The organism is Candidatus Vicinibacter proximus, assembly GCA_016713905.1.
In the GTDB taxonomy this organism is placed as follows: domain Bacteria; phylum Bacteroidota; class Bacteroidia; order Chitinophagales; family Saprospiraceae; genus Vicinibacter; species Vicinibacter proximus.
The window spans coordinates 833,885-854,888 of the sequence record JADJOE010000003.1 but is presented as its reverse complement, the minus strand read 5'-3'; the positions used below and the strand labels follow the sequence as shown (position 1 = coordinate 854,888).

Genomic DNA, 21,004 nt, shown 5'->3' with positions numbered 1-21,004 from the left:
TATCTTACATTAAAATCAATAATGACATTTTTGACATTCTAAACCTCCGATATCGGAAACTTTTACGGATGACCTGCTTCCACTTTTAATTTCATCATGGTAAGCTTTATAGCTATTATAGTAGGCATTATCCTGAAACTTTACATCTGTTTGTCTATGGCAATTAATGCACCATCCCATAGATAATGGAGAATATTGACGCAACAATTCCATTTCTTCAACTTTCCCATGACATTTCTGACACTCAATTTTGCCAATTGAAACGTGTTGAGAATGGTTAAAGTAAACATGATCTGGAAGATTATGGATCCTTATCCATTCAATTGGACCTGAAACATTAGGTTTTGCTTCATGAGTTAAGGATTCTTTTATATCAGACCATTGTTTTTGGACTTCCTGTATGGCATCTGGGCCTAAAGAACCTGTTTTATTATCCTTTTTGTATTCATCACCAATCCATTTTGTGTAAATCTTTTCAATTTCCTCATTGCTCAATGAAGAGTAATTATCAATGTACTTGTCGGTGGTTGGATCAAAGCCTATGGATGCATATATCTTAGTTATCTCGGCAGTCCCATATTTAGACCCTTTTTTAATGGCCTTGTGACAATTCATACAAGTACTTGCGGGAGGAATTACGCTATGCTTACTTCTTCTGGCGCCGTCATGACAATAGTTACAATCAATTTTATGCAGGCCGGCATGGGTTTGATGGCTGAACTTTATTGGTTGTTTAGGAGCGTAATTTTGCTGTCTTCCAAGTGATATTGCATTATTCACGGTAGTATAACCACCAAAAAGAATTAATCCAAACAATACAAAAGTGATAACAGATTTGCTGATAAGTTGATCCCAAAGGGTAACTCTTTTTGAATCTGAGCCAACCGAAGAGACATTTTTCGTGTGATTCAATTCACTGGTTAAGTTCCAGAGAAATAGGGATAAAACTATCAAAAGTGCGAAAATGAGATACAACCAAACATTGGATACAGGCCCGGTTGCAGCAGTACCTGTGCCTGTACCGGAAGCATTTGCAGTTTTAGGAGGATATGTTCCTGCTGCAACTCCATCAATATAGAGAAGTAAACTTTCTATTTCATCATCACTCAGATTGGGAAAAGAGGTCATAATTACCGGCTTGTACTTACTCCAAAGCTCAACCGCTTTTGGATGACCTGAGGCAATCATTCCCTGAGAATTTCTGATCCACTTGTAGAGATCAGTTTTCGGGTAGGCAGCCCACCGTTCACTCACCCCTGCCAAAGCGGGTCCGGTGAGATTGTCCTTCATATTTTTATTGTGACAGCTACCACAATTGTTTTTAAAGGAGGTTTTACCAAGTTCAATATCTGGTGCAGCTTGAAGAACTGCAGCAGTGAAGAACAAGATAAAGAATGCGTTAAGAACCTTTTTGCAGCTCATAAGATATTGAAAAATAGATGAATACAAATTTATAAAACTTAAAAGTTAAATATTCGCACTTACTTTGGTGCAAAAGTAATCCGAAAAACCAAAATTCAAAAAATTACCCCCTAGTTTCGAATCAAATTTTTGTAAAAATTTAAATTTAGTTCCACTTATTACTTTTTGCATCGTTAAAACACTGTTAAATTTATATGGCTATTGGGGCTTTAATTGCCGGATAATATTGATAATTTTCAAGCGTAAAATCTTCAAAATCAAATTCTAATATATTATTAATATTTTTATTTAATATAATATTTGGCAATTTGTGTGGGATTCTAGTGAGTTGCTCCTTTGCTTGTTCAAAATGATTTGTATACAAATGGACATCCCCAAAAGTATGGACAAACTCCCCTACCTCCAGATTGCAAACCTGAGCTATCATCATAGTTAACAAGGCATAGGAAGCAATGTTAAAAGGAACTCCTAAAAAAACATCAGCGCTTCTTTGATACAATTGGCAAGATAATTTTCCCTCTGCTACGTAAAACTGAAAAAGACAATGACATGGACTTAAGGCCATTTTTGACAGTTCACCAACATTCCAGGCAGAAATTATTAACCTGCGGGAATTCGGGTCTTTCTTAATCTGGCTGACCAGTTGTTCAACCTGATCGATGGTAGAACCATCTGCTTTTTCCCATGCCCTCCATTGTTTCCCATATACTGGCCCAAGATCACCGTTTGAATCCGCCCATTCATCCCATATAGACACATTATTTCTATTAAGATAAGCTATGTTGGTATCCCCCTTTAAAAACCAAAGCAACTCATAAATAATTGATTTTAAATGCAACTTTTTAGTAGTGACCAGTGGGAAACCCTCAGTCAAATCAAACCTCATCTGATATCCAAAAATACTTTTAGTACCTACTCCAGTGCGGTCTGACCTTAATACTCCTTCGTTTAATACTTTACGGAGTAAATTGTGGTAGGCTTCCATATGGATTGCGGATTTTTTGCAAATCTAAACATATATTATATATTATTATATAAGTTTTTAATTATCCTTTTTGTTTTCTGACCATCCGGCACTACTATCCTTAACCCTTTTCCCAGGATGTAAAAAAGCTTAATTTTGAATTTCGATAGATTAAATACATATCTTTGGGTATGATGATTTCTAAAACTATAAAATTTACGGTAGTTCTTGTTTTGGCGCAATTGCTTTTGTTATTTTCTATTAAAGCCCAGTCTTCGGTGGATCAAATTAGAATTTACAGTAAAGAGATTAAGCTATTTGCAGACAGCATTTCTTTTTTTGAAGATCAGTTCGAGCAAAAGAAAATAAACAATGTGGAATATCAAGTTGCAATGAGCAGGTTGAGTGATCAAATTAATTATTTTAGTGCATACATTTACAATGAGGCTTTACCCATTTTAGATTCCATTTATCTTGCCAATAAAGAAGCTGTTTTTGTTGATTCTTCAGTGCAAAACCAAACAATTAATGAAATCATTTCCGAACTTCCGGAAGATAACAGTAAAAAGGAAGATCCTGCTTTTGAATTCGATAATAAGAAAAAATTTAATCCTGTAATGACAGCAACCAAAATTCTATCCGGGTCCGACTCAAAAAGATCGAGTTGGAATATTATTTTAGGAATAGGTAGCTCATTTTTAAAGGGAGGGAAAAGTAATATTGGATTGAATCCAAACACTAATCTTTGGCATAGTGTGCGCATTCCTCAAGACATTGGTTTAATGATTAGGACAAGAATTGGTTCCACAAATAGTAAAATAGGATTATCCTATGGTTTTCTATTTAATTATTTTTCAATGACACAGACAACTAATTTAGCCAGATTGTCGCTTAATGAGGCAGGCAAAAATCCTATGTTTTTAGATGTTACTGGTATGGGTATTGATAAAATAAAAATTTCAGGGTCTTATTTAAAAATACCTTTTGGCTTAGATGTCAGAATTAATAAATTATGGTTGAATGTAAACAGTTATATGAAACTTTTGATGCTTTCCAAACAGGTCTTTAATTTTGATAATTCAGTAGTAAATAAAAGTCAGCTTATTTATAGGAATCATATTGGAGTACATCCAATATCATTTGGTATAGAGTACTTGGTTGGATATAAAAAGTATGGATTTGTACTTCAACAAGACTTTACAAATTTGCTAGGCAAAGATGCTCGGGATTGTTTTACCGCGTGGCAATTTGGTTTGAGGCTAAGAATTTAGATATTGTTTATTTTTTTGTTCCAATCCATTAATTTTAACAGACATTCTACTGGTGACATCGCAGATACGTCTAGTTTTTTTAGTTCGGTTAAGATATCCTTTTCTTCATTAAAACCAATTTGTAAAATACTTAGTTGCCTATTGTTGGTTATTTCAAAATCATTTGAAGAATCCATAGTTTTTTTTGACCCGCGCTGGGATTCCAGACTAGTTAAGATCTCTTCTGATCTGGAAATTATCTCTTCTGGCATGCCTGCCATTTTAGCAACATGAATTCCAAACGAATGCTCAGATCCTCCAGGAACTAATTTTCTCAAAAAAATGACTTTTTTGTCAAATTCCTGCGTTGCAACATGATAATTTTTTACTCTAGGCAGCTCATTAGTAAGCTCGTTTAGTTCATGATAATGGGTAGCAAATAAAGTTTTTGACCTATGTACATTACTATGCAGATATTCTACAATCGACCATGCTATAGAAATTCCATCATATGTACTTGTTCCTCTTCCTATTTCATCCAATAGGATTAAAGATCTTGCAGATAAATTATTTAGAATTGAAGCGGTTTCATTCATTTCAACCATAAAAGTAGATTCTCCGGAAGAAATATTATCACTGGCACCTACTCTTGTATATATGCGATCAATAATGCCTATTTTGGCTGATTGGGCAGGAACAAAACAACCAATTTGGGCCATAAGTGCAATGATGGCAGTCTGTCTCAGAATGGCAGATTTTCCCGACATGTTAGGTCCTGTTATGATAAGTACCTGTTGTTCATCCGGATCAATCCAAACATCATTTGGAATGAAAGCTTCTCCAGGATTCATTTGCCTTTCAATTACAGGGTGTCGGCCCGCTATAATTTCTAACCTAAAGGAATCATTTACATCAGGCTTTGTGTAATTATATTTTTTAGAAACCTCTGCAAAACTTAATAAACAATCCAATTCTGCAATAGAATGAGCATTCTTTTGTAGTGGCAAAACGAATTGTTGAAGGTGTAATACCAATTGAGAGAATAACTCTTCTTCCAAAAGTAAAATACGTTCTTCAGCGCCAAGAATTTTTGATTCTAATTTTTTAAGTTCATCCGTAACGTAACGCTCCCCTGTAGACATGGTCTGTTTTCTGATCCAATGTTCCGGGACCATTCCCATATTCTTATACTTATTGGTCACTTCCAGAAAATAACCAAAAACCGAATTATAACCTATTTTTAAATTATTTATTCCGGTGTTAATTGACTCTTGCTTTTGAATATCCAGAAGCAAATCTTTACTGTTTTTTAACACATAACGTAAATCGTCCAATTCAGAATTAAATCCATCTTTGATGATTCCTCCTTTATTTACAGTATGGGGAGCGTCATCAAAAATTTGACTGTCAATGGTTTCATACAACTCTTGAATAGGGTCTAAGGCTTGTTCAATTTTACTTAATAAACCATTAGAAAAATCTTTAAGTGCTAATTTTATTTTGTACACTTTTGACAAAGTACCTTGAATAAATTTTAATTCTCTTGGATTTATTCTCTTTAAGGGAATTTTGGAAACCAGTCGTTCAAGATCTCCAAATAATTTTAGATTTTGTTTAAGCAAATCTGCAAATTCATCCTGAGATATCAAATGTTCAACTGCCATCTGTCGGGATAAAATTTCTCCAATTTCTAAAAGTGGCATACTTAACCATTTGCGTAATTGACGCGAACCCATTGGAGTGTATGTTTCGTCAAGTATGTTCAGCAAGGATTTTCCTTCCGGATGTATGGGATCAAGTAATTCTAAATTCCTAACTGTAAACCTATCCATCCAAACGTGGTCCTCATTATTTAATCTACTCAAATGGGAAAGATGCTTTGGATTTTTGTTTTCAGTGTTTTCTAAGTAATACAATATCGCTCCAGCGGTGATTTGACCGGATATTAAATTCTCGACACCGAATCCTTTCAGATTGTTAACTTCAAAATGATGCAACAATTTTTTATAGGCATATTCTTGACTGAATACCCAATCTTCCAGTGCATAGGTATAATAATGATCGGTAAATAACTGATCAAAAATATTCTTCTTCGATTTAGGTAGTAGTACTTCTGATGGTTGAAAGTTTTGAAGTAATTTATTTAAATATTCTTGATCACCTTCTGCTGTATAAAATTCACCTGTTGAAATATCTGCAAATGAAACTCCACAAGGTTTAGATTCCCCAAAATATACGGCTGCCAAAAAATTATTTCTTTTCTGATCCAATATTTTTTGATCCAACGTCACTCCTGGGGTTATAACATCCGTTATTCCTCTATCCACTATTTTTTTACCCTTTGAAGGTTTTTCCAATTGCTCGCAAATTGCTACTCTTAATCCGGCTCTGACTAATTTAGGCAAATAAGCATCGAGTGAATGGTATGGAAATCCGGCAAGTTCGATATCGACTCCTCCATTGTTGCGTTTGGTTAAAACTATTCCAAGTATTTGGGCCGCTTTTTCAGCGTCAGAACCAAATGTTTCGTAAAAGTCTCCCACACGATAAAGCAGCAAAGCATCCGGGTGCTTAGCCTTCATAGAATAATATTGCTCCATTAAAGGAGTCAATGTCTTTACCTCGAAAAGTAAATTTTGTTCTGCCACAATTTAAGGCTTTAGGACAAAGATATGGTGTACATGTATATAAATATTTTATATTCAAAAAAAAATACCACTACCTTGGTACATCTGCTGTTTTTATTAAATTTGAGCTTCATTAATTAAAAGGACAATGACAAAATCAGGCGCTTTCCGATCTTTATCAGATAATGAATATAATTTGCTCATTAATTCCGTCCCTCTTGTAGCAGTATTGATTGCTGGAGCGGATGGTCAAATTGACCTTAAAGAAAAAGAATGGGCAAATAAGATTGTAAAAATTAGATCCTTTGCAAATACTATTGATTTAAAGCCACTTTATCAAGAATTGGAGTTAAATTTTTCTTCATTACTGGAAAGTACTATTCAAAGATTTCCTCAAAATACAGAAAAAAGGAATCAATTGATTTCAAAAGAGTTAAGTCAATTAAACCCCATTCTTGCAAAGCTTAATATTCAACTTGCTTCTCAAATTTATGATAGTCTTTTGTCCTATGCCGAACATATTGCAAAAGCTTCCGGTGGTTTTTTAAGAATGATGTCTGTGAATTCCGACGAAAATATTTACATTGGTCTGCCAATGCTTGATCCTATTTTCTTTGATGATTCTGATGAGTAATTTTGGTATTAAGTTCCATCCTCTTTCTAAATAGCCCTAATAATATTGTTAATAGATTCCTAAAATCACTTTAAAATCTGATCATATAATCGACTTTTGAATTAATTCCTGCAGAATTAAAACCATTATTTATTTAAGACGTTTATGTTTCGTTCCTTATAATCTCTGATTTTTATGAAAAACTTATTATCCATTTCGTTTGTAAGCATTTCTATCCTTTTTTTCGGTTCGTGTAGCAATCCTAAAGAAAAACAATCCAAAGACCCTTCGTCAGAACTTGCCGAACTGCACAAACTTGTGGGTGAATACAACTTGAGAATCAAAGAGTTAGAAAAGCAAATTGCAAGTTCCGACACTGCTCAAACCAAAAAATCTAAATCCAAGCTGGTTGGATTGGATACTTTAAAAAAACAAAATTTTAATGAATATATTGATGTTCAAGGTGTTGTAGATGCTAAATTGAATATTTTAGTTGCTCCGCAAATGCCTGCTATAGTGACATCTATTTTGGTCAAGGAGGGAGATTACGTGACGAAAGGTAAAATTTTAGCTGTCCTTGATGGAAGCACAATTCGTCAAGGCATGCAAGAAATTAAAACAGGATTGGAAATGGCCAACACCATGTTCCTCAAACAAAAATCCTTGTGGGAACAAAACATTGGTTCAGAGGCTCAATATTTGCAGGCAAAAAATCAAAAAGAGCAATTAGAAGAGAAATTAAAATCTGTTCAGGCACAATTGAATATGACTTACATTAAAGCTCCGGTTAATGGTACAGTTGATGAAGTTAAAGTAAAAATTGGAGAGATAGCAGCTCCTGGTTTTGCTGGAATCCGTATAGTCAATAACAGTGATTTAACGGTTCGTGCAAAAATCAGTGATCTTTACTCTGCAAAAATTCACAAAGGAGATAAAGTAGGACTTTACTTCCCTGATTTAGAAAAAGAGTTGAACAGTAAAATAGATTTTATTGGACAAACTGTAAATATGAACAACAGAACTATTACTGTTGAGTCAAATCTTCCACCGAATAAATTGCCAATAAAAACAAATCAGTTGGTTAAATTGAAAATAAATAATGGAATTCAGAAAAATGTTCTGGTAGTTCCAACCAATATTATACAAAAAAGCATCAATGGCGAGGACTATATATTGGTAGCTGAGGAAAAAGACGGTCAGTTATTAGCCAAAAAACGTATCATCAAGGCAGGAAGTCAGTATAATGGTCAATCTGTAATAATGTCAGGACTTCAAGAAGGTGATCGATTGATTACCGTTGGATACTCAGAACTTGTTGATGGGCAAATGATCCAGAATTAAACGATTGGCCTCACTATCAATTTAATCTTATGGAACTAAACAATATTAAAGAATTGGGATTCACCAAATGGTGTATTAAGAATTCGACCAGTATTTACGTAATTACGATCCTGATTTGTTTTGCAGGTTTTGTAGCCTACAATAAAACACCCAAAGAACTTTTTCCAGATATTGTAATTCCAACAGTTTCCATTGCAACTATTTATCCCGGTGCCAGCCCACAAGACATAGAAAATCTAATCACCAAACCCATTGAAAAACAACTAAAGTCAATCAACGGAATTAAAAAAATCAGCAGTAATTCCGTTTCAGATTTTTCACTTGTTATCGCTGAGTTTAATACTGATCAAGACCCAAAAGTATGTAAACAGAGGGTTTCCGATGCGGTTGACAAGGCTAAAAAAGATCTCCCGAACGATTTGAAAGATGACCCACAGGTTCAGGAGTTTGATTTTAGTGAGTTACCCATCATGAACATTAATATTGCTGGCGATTTTCCATTGGACAGAATAAAAGGTTATTCTGAATTATTAAAAGATAAAATTGAAACCCTAAAAGAAATTACTCGTGTTGATATTGTTGGGGGGGTTGAAAGAGAAATTCAGGTTAACGTAGATATGTACCGAATGAATCTTTCTGGTGTAACTTTCAATGATATTGAAGGTGCTTTGCAGAGACAAAATCTTAATATTTCCGGTGGGGAATTAAAGATTCAAGACCTGAGAAGAAATCTAAGAATCACTGGTGAGTTCAGCAAACCTTCAGACATAGAGAATATTGTTGTCAGATCTTTTACCGGAACGCAAGTATTTATTAAAGATATAGCGGAGGTTAGAGACAATTTTAAAGAAAAGCAAGACTTTGCAAGATTAGATGATAAGGCTGTGTTGACTTTGAATGTTATTAAAAGAAGTGGTGAAAATCTAATCAATGCAACAGACAAAATTTATGAGATTATTGAAGATTTTAAGAAGAATAAATTTCCTGAAGGGATCACCGTTAAAGTAACAGGCGACACTTCTGAAAATACCAGGGTGCAATTGCATGATTTGATCAATACAGTAATTTTAGGATTTATATTTGTGGTATTTGTTCTCATGTTTTTCATGGGATTTACCAACGCATTCTTTGTTGGTTTGGCTGTACCTCTTTCTTGTCTTGTTGCATTTTTGGTAATGCCCGTTTTCGATATGTCCATGAATGTTATTGTTTTGTTCTCTTTTCTCTTGGCGTTAGGGATTATCGTAGATGATGCAATAGTAGTTATTGAAAACACACATAGGATATTCAATAAATACAAAGATTTAACCATTCAAAAAGCCGCCAATTTGGCTGCAGGTGAAGTTTTTATACCTGTACTCACCGGGACGCTTACTACTCTAATGCCTTTTGTGCCTTTACTTTTTTGGCCAGGCATTATTGGTAAATTTATGAGTAATCTACCGGTCACTTTAATCATAACCTTAGGAGCATCTTTGTTTGTGGCATTTGTCATGAATCCTGTTTTTGCGGTCTCTTTCATGAAGAGGGATGAACCGAATAAAAAGACTTCTCTGTTATCCTACAAGAATTCTTTTATTTTTTTGATTTGCACTGCACTTGTAGGTTACTTTGGTGTAGGCAAAGGATTAGGAAATTTTGCATTGCTCTGTATAATATTAATCTTACTCTACCACTTTATTCTTGAAAGAATTATTGTTTTGTTTCAGGATAAAATTTGGCCAGTTGTAATAAATTCTTATAAAAACACACTTGTCATTTTTATAAAGGGATGGCGACCCTTGTTTATAGTTTTGGGTGTTTTTGCATTTTTGATTATTTCTTGGGTTGGATACTTATCTACTAATCCTCCTATAGAAACCTTCCCTGATGGGGAACCAAATTTTGCCTTCGTCTATTGTAAAATGCCTATGGGGACAGATGCAACGGTGACGGACAGTGTAACTAAAATTATTGAAGGAAGAGTACTCAATACTATAGGGCACAGCAATCCAATTGTCACTTCTGTAATTTCAAATGTTGGTTTAGGGGCAGGAGACCCTGATAATCCAGATCGTGTGGCTACCCCGCATAAAAGTAAGGTTTCAGTTGCCTTTGTGAGATTTGCTGAGCGAAATGGAAAATCAACCACTGAGGTGTTGAAGTCTTTAAAGGAAGAATTTAAACATGGCATTGCTGGTGCTGAAATTACAGTGGAAAAAGAAAGAAATGGTCCTCCCGTTGGAAAAGCGATCAATATGGAGATTAGTGGTGATGACTTTGATGTATTGGTAAAATTATCCAAACAAATAAAAGATGAGGTTGAAGTAGCCAATATCCCGGGAGTGGATCAACTTATTTCGGATTTTCAAATCAGCAAACCTGAAATCATTATCGATATTGATGAAGAGAAAACGCAAAGAGAAGGTATTTCGGTTGCACAGGTTGCTGTAGAAATCAGGACCGCATTATTTGGAAAAGAAGTTTCAAAATTTAGAGATAAAAATGACGACGCTCCTATCCAACTAAGATTGAGGGAAGAAGACCGTAACAATGTAGAGCGCATGTTAAATCTTAACATCGCATTTATGGACATGGCTACCCAACAATTCAAGCAAGTTCCATTATCTTCATTGACTAAAGTAAGATATGGAAACTCAATAAGCACAATTAATCGTAAAAATCAGAAGAGATTAATTAATCTTTCTTCTGATGTCAATCCCGGGTTTAACCCAAACGACGTGGTTTCAAAAATTCAGAGCGTTGTTGCTCAAATGGATATTCCTGAAGGGTATGAGGTAGATTTTACTGGTGAATTAGAACAACAAAAAGAGACAATGGATTTTCTAAGTCTAGCCTTTGGTGCAGCACTTGCATTAATGTTTCTGATTCTTGTCACTCAATTTAATTCTGTGGTAAAGCCATTCATTATATTTAGTACAGTTCTATTTTCTTTGATTGGTATTGCTTTAGGTTTTGGAATATTTAAAATCACCTTAAGTGTAGTTATGACCGGGGTCGGAATTTTTGCACTTGCCGGAATAGTTGTGAGAAATGGAATTTTACTTTTAGAGTTTATTGATGAGTTAAGATTAAGAGGTATGGATGTACAAGAAGCAGTCGTTGAGGGAGGTGCCACCAGACTTACTCCAGTAATATTAACGGCAATTTCTGCAATACTCGGTTTGATTCCTTTAGCAGTAGGACTTAACATGGACTTTGGTAGTCTATTAACAGACTTTGATTCAAAGTTTTACTTAGGAGGGGACAACGTAGTGTTTTGGGGTCCACTTGCCTGGACTATAATTTTTGGTTTGATAGTATCAACGTTTCTTACATTGCTCATTGTACCTACCATGTATATGCTGGGATACAATACCAGAGCTTGGTTCCGCAAGACGTTATCACGTTAGACAATCGGTGAATATCAGCAATTATTTAAAGAAAATTTGTTTTTGGCTATCGGCCTTTTTGTTTTTTTATTCATGCAAACATGATAAAGCCATAACGGATGTTGCTCCACCCCAGGAAAAAACTCATTCTGGTATTGTCTCCGGTGATTCTCTAAATCAATCAGGAACATACTTTAAGCGAAAGTTCGGGATTCCGGCTCAAGCCTACATCGTACTAGATTATATAAAAGATAATAACCGGACGATGCCTGGATATGTGGGTGGTAGGTTATTTTATAATCGTGAAAATAAATTGCCAAAAACAGTTTATGACACCATTATTTACCGGGAATGGGATATCTATCCAAAAATAAAAGGAAGAAGTCGTGGTCCGGAAAGATTAATCACAGGGTCTAATGGCACTGCTTACTATACTAATAATCATTATCGTACCTTTACTAAAATTTATCCGCATCCATAACGAAAAATATTCATTAGCATCTAATGCCAAAGTTGAAATTAGTTGAATTTAGAGATCATCTCGACAAGCTTGATTTCGAATATTCTTTCATAGGAATGATAGAAGGAAATCACTGTGATACATTTCCAGCTTTATTTGACGAATTTTCTAAAGTCCTTTTATTTCCCAAATATTTTGGAAATAATATGGATGCATTATATGATTGCTTGTTAGATTTATCATGGATAGAAGAACAGGATATTCTTCTAATTATAAATAGATTTGATGAAATTCTGAAATCAGAAATAGCTTTACATCCGGATGCAAAGACAGAGTTATTATTATTACTCGATCAAGTTTGTGCTTCAGAAACCTTGTGTAACCTTGAAGATCCTGACGCCAAGATAATCAATGTAGCAATTGTTGAATCATGTGAAGCGGAAAACATACTATTAGATAATAGTATTCCTTTTGAAAGAATTTAATTACTGTGTTCTGATTTTCTGTGGATGATTGCTGGGGCATATTTTACAACCAATTGTACAGTACTTTTAATTCTTTCCTCAAGGAGTATTATTTTCTCTTCAAATAATTTTGGCAACATGGCATCACTATAATGTCTTACTGTATATAGTTCAAGGTCCGGGTCAACAACCACTTTAAACTCATCCTTTAGTTCTAACAAAAGATTTTTAATTTTTACGGAATCGTGGTTGGAACATATAGTAAATGAAATGGCTGTATTTCGCATCATGTTAACCTTAATTCTGTGTTTTTCAAATAGGTTGAACAATCTCGCAAGGTGATGTTCCGCAATGAATGATAAATCTTTGGAAGAAAAGTGAATCAAAGCCTGTGATTTTTCTACTACAACTATAGGAGGATATTCCGGATCAGGATCTGCAGAAATATAAGTACCCTCAGCCTCAGGTTTTAAAAAGGATTTTACAAAAAGTGGGATATTCTTATTTTCTAATGGCTGAATAGTTTTAGGGTGAATGACCTTTGCTCCATAATACGTCATTTCAATAGCCTCTGTATAAGATAGCCGATCAATTTTTGTCACATTATCAAATACTTTCGGGTCAGCTGTCAATACACCAGGAACATCTTTCCAAATGATCATTGCCTCTGCATCCAATGCAGCAGAAATAATTGCAGCTGTATAATCTGATCCTTCTCTACCTAAGGTTACAGTATTATTCTCTTTAGTTGAACCGATAAATCCTTGTGTCAAAACTACTTTTCCGGAAGTTATAATTGGTAACACTTCCGTTCTAATCCTTTCATTAGTTTCTGTCCAAAGCACACGGCCTTCTCGCCAGGTATCATTCGTTATGATTAACGATCTTGCATCCAACCAATCCACAATTACACCTTCATGAATTAACCAATTTGCCAATATTCTGGAAGAAATTAATTCTCCTAATGATACAATTTGATCATAAACATAGTCATAGGACATTTCCCTCGTTTCTTCAATCACCCATTCTGCTTCTGTGAAATGTTCATTAAGCTCATCCTCTAAAACGACTGGAAAATTCCCAAATAAATCAATTATAAATGATTCATGTGATAACCGGATTTCATCTAACAAACCTTTTGCTAAGTCAATATTTGTGAATTTAGCAGAAACCACTTTTTCTAATTGATTGGTAGTTTTTCCAATAGCAGATACCACCACCATCAGTGGTTTGCCAAGGCCATAATGTTTTATGATATTGCCTACATTTTTAATCCCATCGGGATTTTTAACTGAGGCTCCTCCAAATTTGAATACTTGCATAATGCTGGAAATAATGCAAAGAAAAGGATTTTTCAAACACTTAAGTCAATTACATATGGAATCTTATTTAAATTCGTAATTGCTGGTATTCATAAAAAAAAATCCCCCGGCAAATACCAGGGGACACTTCAGGTTAATTTACAACAGCTACAAGTATTATTTTTTAACCTGAAATTGAATATTTAAAATATTTCTTGAGATATCATAACCTAAATCAAAACCAGCGTCGATACTCGTTCTGAAATGAACGCCTGCGAAGATATCTGTATAAGCAGCTTCTTTAGCAAAATCTGTAAAAGATTCAAATCTTCTCACTTTAGATCTAAGGTCACTTCTATTTTTTTGAGTATAATCCATAAAAGGAAATCTATACCCAAAATATTTCGATAAAATTTCTGCAGATGAACTATACAACACTGCAGATTCGGAAACAAATTCCGGTACAGGTAATGATCCCATTTGAGGTATATAAAAACGATTCAAGTGTTGTCTGATATAGGATGACACTCTAAGTAAATTCTGGTCATATTTAAATTTCCAAGAAGATACATAGCTGTCGTGTGCTGCAAATGAAAGACAAGTCATAAGTTCCAATGTTTTAGGAAGATTTAGTTGTTGTTCTTTCGCTAATTGAAGGGCCAGTAAAAAATTATGAATTAAAGGATTAGCGGATTGATCCATCTCTCTGTTGAAGTAACCAATACTTTCCTTCTGGTCAATACTTAGCGCCTCACTCAGATTATACACTTCAACAGCCTCGGCATAGATATTTGAATTCTGTGCATCAGAGTAAATTAATTTCTTGCTGAGACCAGTGTTGTAAACATTATTATTAAGTATCGGTCTTACTTTAGACCAAAATGGCAATAATGGTCTTGGCGCATAATCCGGTGAGGTCGGAATCCATTGACCTGGTCCGGTTGGTAAAATGTATGAGCTTGGATAATTGTTTAAATAAGCTTCGGATTGATTATCCGTTAGACTGAAATCCCAGATCGCATTTCCTATTGCTTTCCCTAATTCTACCGACTGGTTAATAATTTCTTGGCTTTCACCCAAAGAGAACTTTTCTGCAAACTTTTTATGAAGCACTTCCACTTGAGATAGATAAGAACCAGAAGGTAAATACATCCTGTTCACCATTAAGCTTGTGGCTTCATTGGCAACAATACCCCAATTATACTTCTTTCCAGGCTCAGCTTGTGGTAAGGTTACCTTAAATCCATCCAATTTCACCTGTAGAGATTGATACCCATTCAAGCCCTGAATTAAGGTTTCATACATGGTAAATGAAATGTAACTCATTGATCTGGCAACAATTGGCTCAGCATAACCATTACATTTAGAACTGAGATCGACACTGAGCCCATACCATTCGCGGACAAAAGAATTGTCGGCAATATCAAGATTTTGGGATGGAACTACCGGAACTTCCTTTTGACAAGAAGTTATAAGCATCATTCCGACGAGGGCATAGAATCCCCAGGAGTAGGTCTTTAAAAATTTCATTGGCTGTGTTTTTAAATCTAAATAATCAAAATCAATACAAATATATTACGATTATTTGTAATATGTTAGTATTTGATATAAAATTATTTTTGCAACTTCCAGCCGGCTATTTCGCTTCGTTTTTTTCTAATGCAATTATTTTGTCCATGACCTCTTTAAATTGCTCCCCAGCAATTTTTTTGGTCAATATTTTCTTGTTTTTGTCTAAAAAGTAAACCTGTGGGGTAGTTTTAACATCATAAATCAGTCGAAATTTGGATTTATGTTGTGGGTCTGAAGTATTTATCCAATCGCCCATCCCCAGCTGAGAAACTCCGTCCCAGCATGATTTTTCATCCGGACCAGTCTTTGAGCAAACAGCAAAGATTTCAACTCCTTTGGATTTATATTCGTCATAAAATTTTTTAATACTTGGCATAGATTGTTTGCAATGGCCACAGTCAGGCGCCCAAATTAGCAATATGGTATAATTGGCCTTAACATCATGTAGGGAAATCGGAGTCGAATCTTGTTTATACACGGTGATATTAGGTGCAATTTTATCTATCAGTAAAGGTTTAAGAGCCTTTGCGTCCGAAGACATTTTAGCCAATGATTCTGGGTCAATCCATGGTGCCTTACCCTTTCCATAATAATCTTCCACCAAATGAACATAAACCGCATCCATGCCGACATACTTAGAATTGGCATAGTTGTTTAGCTGAGTAGAGAGTACATATTTAAATAAATCTGAACCCAACTTACATTTGGACAATATATAATCAAGCGAAGAATTGATTGAATCTGGAATTTGTACCGTTAGTTTTTGCATATACCGTTCCAGCTTACTGCTGAAAAGTGGTAACCTCACAGAACGATCGTCCAGAAAGTCGGCATAATCAAAATAATGGTTCTTATAATAATAAAAGGCTTTTTCATTCTTTTCTTCTTCAGTTCCATCAAATTCGGGAAGCTCAACATCAAGTGTCCATCTGATAAGCAAACTCAGAATACTATTTGGTTGTGCCTCAATAATATGGTTCTGTTTGGCTTTTACAGCCTTATCAATGTCTTCCAACAATTTTTTTAGCTTAGTTATTTCTTCCTTGTTTGTTTTTTCATTGATTAACCGACCAATCGAATCAGCTTTGAGTCGATTATCACTGATAAAATCAATATATTTATTAAAATCAGAATTGAGTGAAGAACCTTTGAACTTAAGGTGTCCTGACAGATCTGAGGTATCAGATTCAACTGAAAATTTTTGCTTTCCCCTATCTATTAAAATTTGAAAGAACTGATGATCTGGCTGGAGAACAATTAAATACATTCCTGGTTCCAATAAAGTATCCGCTTTAAATACGAAACTACCAGTTTTAGAAACGCTCGTATCCTTAATGTACTGTTTGTCTCCGTAATGATAGCCAAGTAAAAGTGTATCATTTGTATATCCTTTAATGCTCACTTTTATTTCATATCCTTGGGCAATACCAAAAGTGCCTCCTAACCAGAGGATAGATAAAACGTTCAGGAATAAGACTTTTATGTTCATAGGCTCAAAATTCCATTATCCTAAAATAACGGATTAATATTAAGTAAATTATAAATACATGAAATGGGACTAAAGTTCCGAAATAGCTTATTTTTTTCTTTTATTTGCCAGCAAGAACAAAACAGCCATTCTAATTGCTACACCATTTTCAACCTGGTCTAAAATGATGGAATGGGCACTATCAGCGGCATCCGAACTCAACTCCACTCCCCTATTTATTGGACCAGGATGCATCAAAATTATTTTATGATCCAAATTATCTAATTTTGCTTTTGTTATGCCATAAAACTGAGCATATTCATTAGCAGATGGAAAATACTGCAACTCCATTCGTTCTGTTTGGATCCTCAACACGTTAGCTACATCACACCAATTTAATACACTATTGAGATTATAATCCACCGATACACCAAGAGATTCAATATGCTTTGGAATCAAAGTTGGAGGACCGCAAACTTTGATTTTTGCCCCAAGTTTATTCAAGCAAATGATGTTGGAAAGTGCAACTCGACTATGTAATATATCTCCAATTATGGCAATCTTTGCGCCTTTCAGATACCCCAGTTTTTCCTGAATAGAAAAAGCATCCAATAAAGCCTGAGTGGGATGTTCATGCGTTCCATCACCTGCATTTATAACTTGTACCTTAACTCTTTCCGAAAGAAATGCAGCAGCTCCCACAGAAGAATGTCTCAGGACAATCATGTCGACTTTCATGGCAAGTATGTTCTGAACAGTGTCCAGTAAAGTCTCGCCTTTGCTAACGGAAGAACCTGAAGATGAAAAATTAATGATATCAGCCGATAAACGCTTTTCCGCCAACTCAAAGGACAATTTTGTTCTGGTTGAGTTTTCAAAAAACATGTTTGCGATAGTAATATCTCTCAAAGAAGGGACTTTCTTAATCGGTCGCTGGAGAACCTCCTTAAATTCCATGGCTGTATGGAGAATCAATTCAATGTCCTCCACATTCAAAGGCTTAATTCCAATTAAATGCTCAGTTGATAAGGTTTTATCGGTCATTCTTCATTGGTTTCCGGATCAAATAATAAAACCCTATCTCTTCCACCCTCTTCTTTAAGTTCCACTTTGACATAAGCCTGATCCAGGGCATCTACTTTGAGCCCGGAATAATTACTTTGGATAGGAAAACTTCTATTAAATCTTCGATCGATTAATACTAATAGTTCCACAGAAGCCGGTCTGCCATACTGCGATAATGCCTGTAGTGCAGCTTGTATGGTCCTTCCTGTATACAAAACATCATCTACAAGGATGACTTTGAGCGAATCAACAAGAAAATCTAGCTCTGTATGATGAGGTACAAGGATCTTATTGTTCAATCTGAAATCATCCCTAAAAAAAGTAATATCCAACTTTCCTAAAGGAAAATGTTGAGGCTTCACCAATTCCTGAAGTCTGAGATGAATTCTTTGTGCCAGGAAAGCTCCCTTTTGCTGAATGCCCACGATGCAACTCTGACTAAAATCGCCATAGTTTTCGATTAACTGATAACAAAGACGATCTATGGTCCTCTGGAGTTGATCTTCCTGAAACAAAACTCTGGATTTCTTCTTTGGCACTTGAAGTATGGTTAATTGATCTCTCTTTTACTAAAGCAAAGGTACAAAATATGCTACTTTCGAAGACTTATCTATTACTAAGCAACTCGTTTTAAATTCATTATTCAGGATTGCATTTAGCAAGGTGGTAATCATTAATTAACATGAGAACTTAAAAAAATCAGGGTAAACACTGATAGACAGGTAAGACAAGCATTGTATATTTGCATATCAAAGTATTGAAAATGAGAAAATTACTACTACAAATTGCATTCCTTACTGTTTTATTTATCTGTTCTGCTAATGCTCAGATTATAATCAATGAAATTAGTTACAATCCTCCGGAATCCGGAACAGACAAATTAGAATATATTGAATTTTATAACACCGGCAACAGCAATTTATCGCTCAAAGATTATTCCATCTCCGATGCTGTAAATATTGTGTTTCCAGATACCGTGATCAAGGCTAAAAGTTATTTTGTAATTTGTGTAAATACCCTCAGCTTTGATACTGCTTTTGGCTTTAAGGCCTTACAGTGGACCTCGGGAGCGCTTAGAAACGATTCTGAAGTAATTACTTTATTGGATCAGAATGGCGCAGTGGTTGATAGTGTAAGGTATTCAGACGTAAATGGCTGGCCAACAGCTGCTGATGGATTTGGTCCATCTCTGGAATTATGTCGATCCTCTGCTGACAATAGAATGTTTGAGTATTGGAAACCTTCAACCAGGGTAACCGGTAGATTTATTGAAGGGTATGAATTAAAGGGTTCTCCCGGACAGGCAAATAATGTGGAATGTGCTGAACACTCTATAGAAGTATCCAATTTTAAATTTAATCCGGCTGATATTACCATTAATGTTGGTGAGTTTATTGAATGGACTAATCTGGGTGGAACCCATAACATCAATGGATCACAAACCACTTACCCTACTAACCCTGAAAGTTTTGGAAATGGAATTCCTTCAGGAAGTCTTTGGAGCTACATAAAGAAATTTGATAAAATCGGCGAATATCAATATCAGTGTGATCCGCATTCCAATCAAATGAAAGGTAGAATCACTGTAAAACCAAATGACATCCTTTATCCGTCGTATTTAGTTGCACAGGTGACATCCACTAATGCAAGCGGGGTTGGCGATTCGTTAAATGTAAAATGTCAGTTGGAAGGACTGGTATATGGAATCAATTATCGACCAGCAGGGCTTCAATTTACGATTATAGATAATTTTGGCGATGGTATTGGGGTATTCAGTGCAAACAAGAACTATTCATACACTGTTTCGGAAGGTGACAGAGTAGTCATTCGCGGATCAATAGGACAATTTAATGGCCTGTTACAAATGAATTTGGATACTCTTATTCGGATCAGCCAAAACAATACACTTTCTCCCCCTTCGGTCATTGCTAGTCTAAATGAAGACACAGAATCTCAGTTGGTTAAGATCCGAAATGTCCAATTGGTTAATCCAATTCAATGGTCTAACAATCCATTGGGTTTTACAGTGAAGGTTACCAATGGGCTAAATACATTTGATGTTCGCATTGATAATGATTGTGAATTGGTTAGCAAAGAAGCCCCTTCCGGGACTTTTGATATTACAGGACTAGGGTCTCAGAACGATAACACATCACCATTCCTTGAAGGGTATCAGATTTGGCCAAGATATATCCAGGACATCAGCCCTTATTTGCCTGCGAGTAAGTTTTACAGACGACTTGATATAGCTAACGTAAAAGGGAACAATAGTATGGGGATTGCCGATTCCCTTGGCGTAAAATGTGAGCTTAAGGGTACTGTTTATGGTATAGATTTTAATGGAAACAGTGGATTGCAGTTTACCATTATCGATCGTACCGGAGGTGTGGGGGTATTTTCAACTACCAATAATTATGGCTACACGGTTATTGAGGGTGATGAGGTAATAGTACAAGGTAAAATTGACCAGTTTAGAGGATTGACCCAAATTACTTTGGACAGTATATGGAAAGTATCTTCCGGCAATACTTTGAATAGCCCGAAAAACGTAACTGACCTCAATGAAGCAACAGAGTCTGATTTAGTAAAATTAACTAATCTTGCCATTGTTGATCCTTCTGAATGGTTGGGCAACGGGACTAGTTTTAGCGTAAGGCTTTCTAATGGAATTGAAGATTTTGTCATGAGGATTGATGACAATACAGATATTTCTAATACCAAACCACTCGGAAACAGAGTGAGTGTAATTGGTTTAGGTAGTCAGTTTGACAGCAATTCTCCTTTTGACAGTGATTATCTTATATATCCAAGGTATAAAAAAGATTTGAGTTTTACAACGTCTACAGACGATCAAAAAATCAATTACGACATCCGTTTAACGCCACAACCATCTAATAACTTCGTCCGATTGGAGGGAAAAACAGAAGATTTACAAGTCATTGAAATTTATAGCCTTACAGGAAAGTTGATTTCCATTCAAGCGTTTAAACCAGAGATTGAAACTATTTTGGATTCTGGTGTATATCTTTTAAAGGTGAAAGGCCAAAACATTAGTTATTCCCTAAAATTATTGATTCAAAAATAAT

15 protein-coding genes are annotated in these 21,004 nt (G+C 35.2%); 7 read left to right on the top strand and 8 right to left on the bottom strand.

Annotation, left to right across the window (positions count from 1 at the left end; genetic code table 11):
- Positions 1–15: 15 nt before the first annotated feature.
- Both IPJ83_11885 and IPJ83_11880 read right to left on the bottom strand, forming a co-directional pair.
- Positions 16–1,422, bottom strand: a complete 1,407-nt coding sequence (locus IPJ83_11885; GenBank protein MBK7881246.1) for a c-type cytochrome — start codon at positions 1,420–1,422, stop codon at positions 16–18.
- A 190-nt stretch (positions 1,423–1,612) separates the two neighbouring features.
- Positions 1,613–2,407 carry a thymidylate synthase gene (locus IPJ83_11880; GenBank protein MBK7881245.1) on the bottom strand — a complete coding sequence of 265 codons (795 nt, stop codon included), beginning with the start codon at positions 2,405–2,407 and terminating at the stop codon, positions 1,613–1,615.
- Between the two features lie 170 nt (positions 2,408–2,577).
- Between IPJ83_11880 and IPJ83_11875 the strand changes: the two genes are divergently transcribed.
- Positions 2,578–3,657 (top strand): hypothetical protein, encoded by a 1,080-nt coding sequence (locus IPJ83_11875; protein ID MBK7881244.1) that lies wholly within the window; start codon positions 2,578–2,580, stop codon positions 3,655–3,657.
- On the opposite strand, the gene mutS is transcribed toward IPJ83_11875, so the two are convergent.
- Complete coding sequence (mutS, locus tag IPJ83_11870; protein ID MBK7881243.1) at positions 3,654–6,236, bottom strand: DNA mismatch repair protein MutS; 2,583 nt, start codon at positions 6,234–6,236, stop codon at positions 3,654–3,656. The genes IPJ83_11875 and mutS overlap by 4 nt on opposite strands.
- A 175-nt stretch (positions 6,237–6,411) precedes the next feature.
- Between mutS and IPJ83_11865 the strand changes: the two genes are divergently transcribed.
- From IPJ83_11865 to IPJ83_11845, 5 genes are all read left to right on the top strand, one after another.
- Positions 6,412–6,897 (top strand): hypothetical protein, encoded by a 486-nt coding sequence (locus IPJ83_11865; protein MBK7881242.1) that lies wholly within the window; start codon positions 6,412–6,414, stop codon positions 6,895–6,897.
- 174 nt (positions 6,898–7,071) lie between these two features.
- The gene (locus IPJ83_11860; GenBank protein MBK7881241.1) at positions 7,072–8,217 is read left to right on the top strand and encodes an efflux RND transporter periplasmic adaptor subunit; all 1,146 of its coding nucleotides are present in this window, start codon (positions 7,072–7,074) and stop codon (positions 8,215–8,217) included.
- Positions 8,218–8,246: 29 nt separating this feature from the next.
- Positions 8,247–11,609 carry an efflux RND transporter permease subunit gene (locus IPJ83_11855; GenBank protein MBK7881240.1) on the top strand — a complete coding sequence of 1,121 codons (3,363 nt, stop codon included), beginning with the start codon at positions 8,247–8,249 and terminating at the stop codon, positions 11,607–11,609.
- 58 nt (positions 11,610–11,667) lie between these two features.
- On the top strand, positions 11,668–12,069 hold the full coding sequence (locus IPJ83_11850; protein MBK7881239.1) for a ribonuclease: 402 nt from the start codon (positions 11,668–11,670) through the stop codon (positions 12,067–12,069).
- Positions 12,070–12,164: 95 nt separating this feature from the next.
- Complete coding sequence (locus tag IPJ83_11845) at positions 12,165–12,533, top strand: barstar family protein (GenBank protein MBK7881238.1); 369 nt, start codon at positions 12,165–12,167, stop codon at positions 12,531–12,533.
- Here IPJ83_11845 and IPJ83_11840 read toward each other — a convergent pair.
- From IPJ83_11840 to pyrR, 5 genes are all read right to left on the bottom strand, one after another.
- Entirely contained in the window at positions 12,530–13,834 is a 1,305-nt protein-coding gene (locus tag IPJ83_11840) for an aspartate kinase (GenBank protein MBK7881237.1), read from the bottom strand. The genes IPJ83_11845 and IPJ83_11840 overlap by 4 nt on opposite strands.
- Before the next feature lie 156 nt (positions 13,835–13,990).
- On the bottom strand, positions 13,991–15,343 hold the full coding sequence (locus IPJ83_11835; protein MBK7881236.1) for a hypothetical protein: 1,353 nt from the start codon (positions 15,341–15,343) through the stop codon (positions 13,991–13,993).
- A gap of 106 nt (positions 15,344–15,449) precedes the next feature.
- Entirely contained in the window at positions 15,450–16,874 is a 1,425-nt protein-coding gene (locus IPJ83_11830) for a redoxin domain-containing protein (protein ID MBK7881235.1), read from the bottom strand.
- 87 nt (positions 16,875–16,961) lie between these two features.
- Positions 16,962–17,897, bottom strand: a complete 936-nt coding sequence (locus IPJ83_11825; GenBank protein ID MBK7881234.1) for an aspartate carbamoyltransferase catalytic subunit — start codon at positions 17,895–17,897, stop codon at positions 16,962–16,964.
- A complete protein-coding gene (gene pyrR, locus IPJ83_11820; protein ID MBK7881233.1) occupies positions 17,894–18,433 on the bottom strand; it encodes a bifunctional pyr operon transcriptional regulator/uracil phosphoribosyltransferase PyrR in 540 nt (179 codons plus the stop codon). The genes IPJ83_11825 and pyrR overlap by 4 nt, the downstream gene beginning before the upstream one ends.
- A 248-nt stretch (positions 18,434–18,681) precedes the next feature.
- Between pyrR and IPJ83_11815 the strand changes: the two genes are divergently transcribed.
- Complete coding sequence (locus tag IPJ83_11815) at positions 18,682–21,003, top strand: lamin tail domain-containing protein (protein MBK7881232.1); 2,322 nt, start codon at positions 18,682–18,684, stop codon at positions 21,001–21,003.
- The last annotated feature ends 1 nt before the right edge of the window (position 21,004 follow it).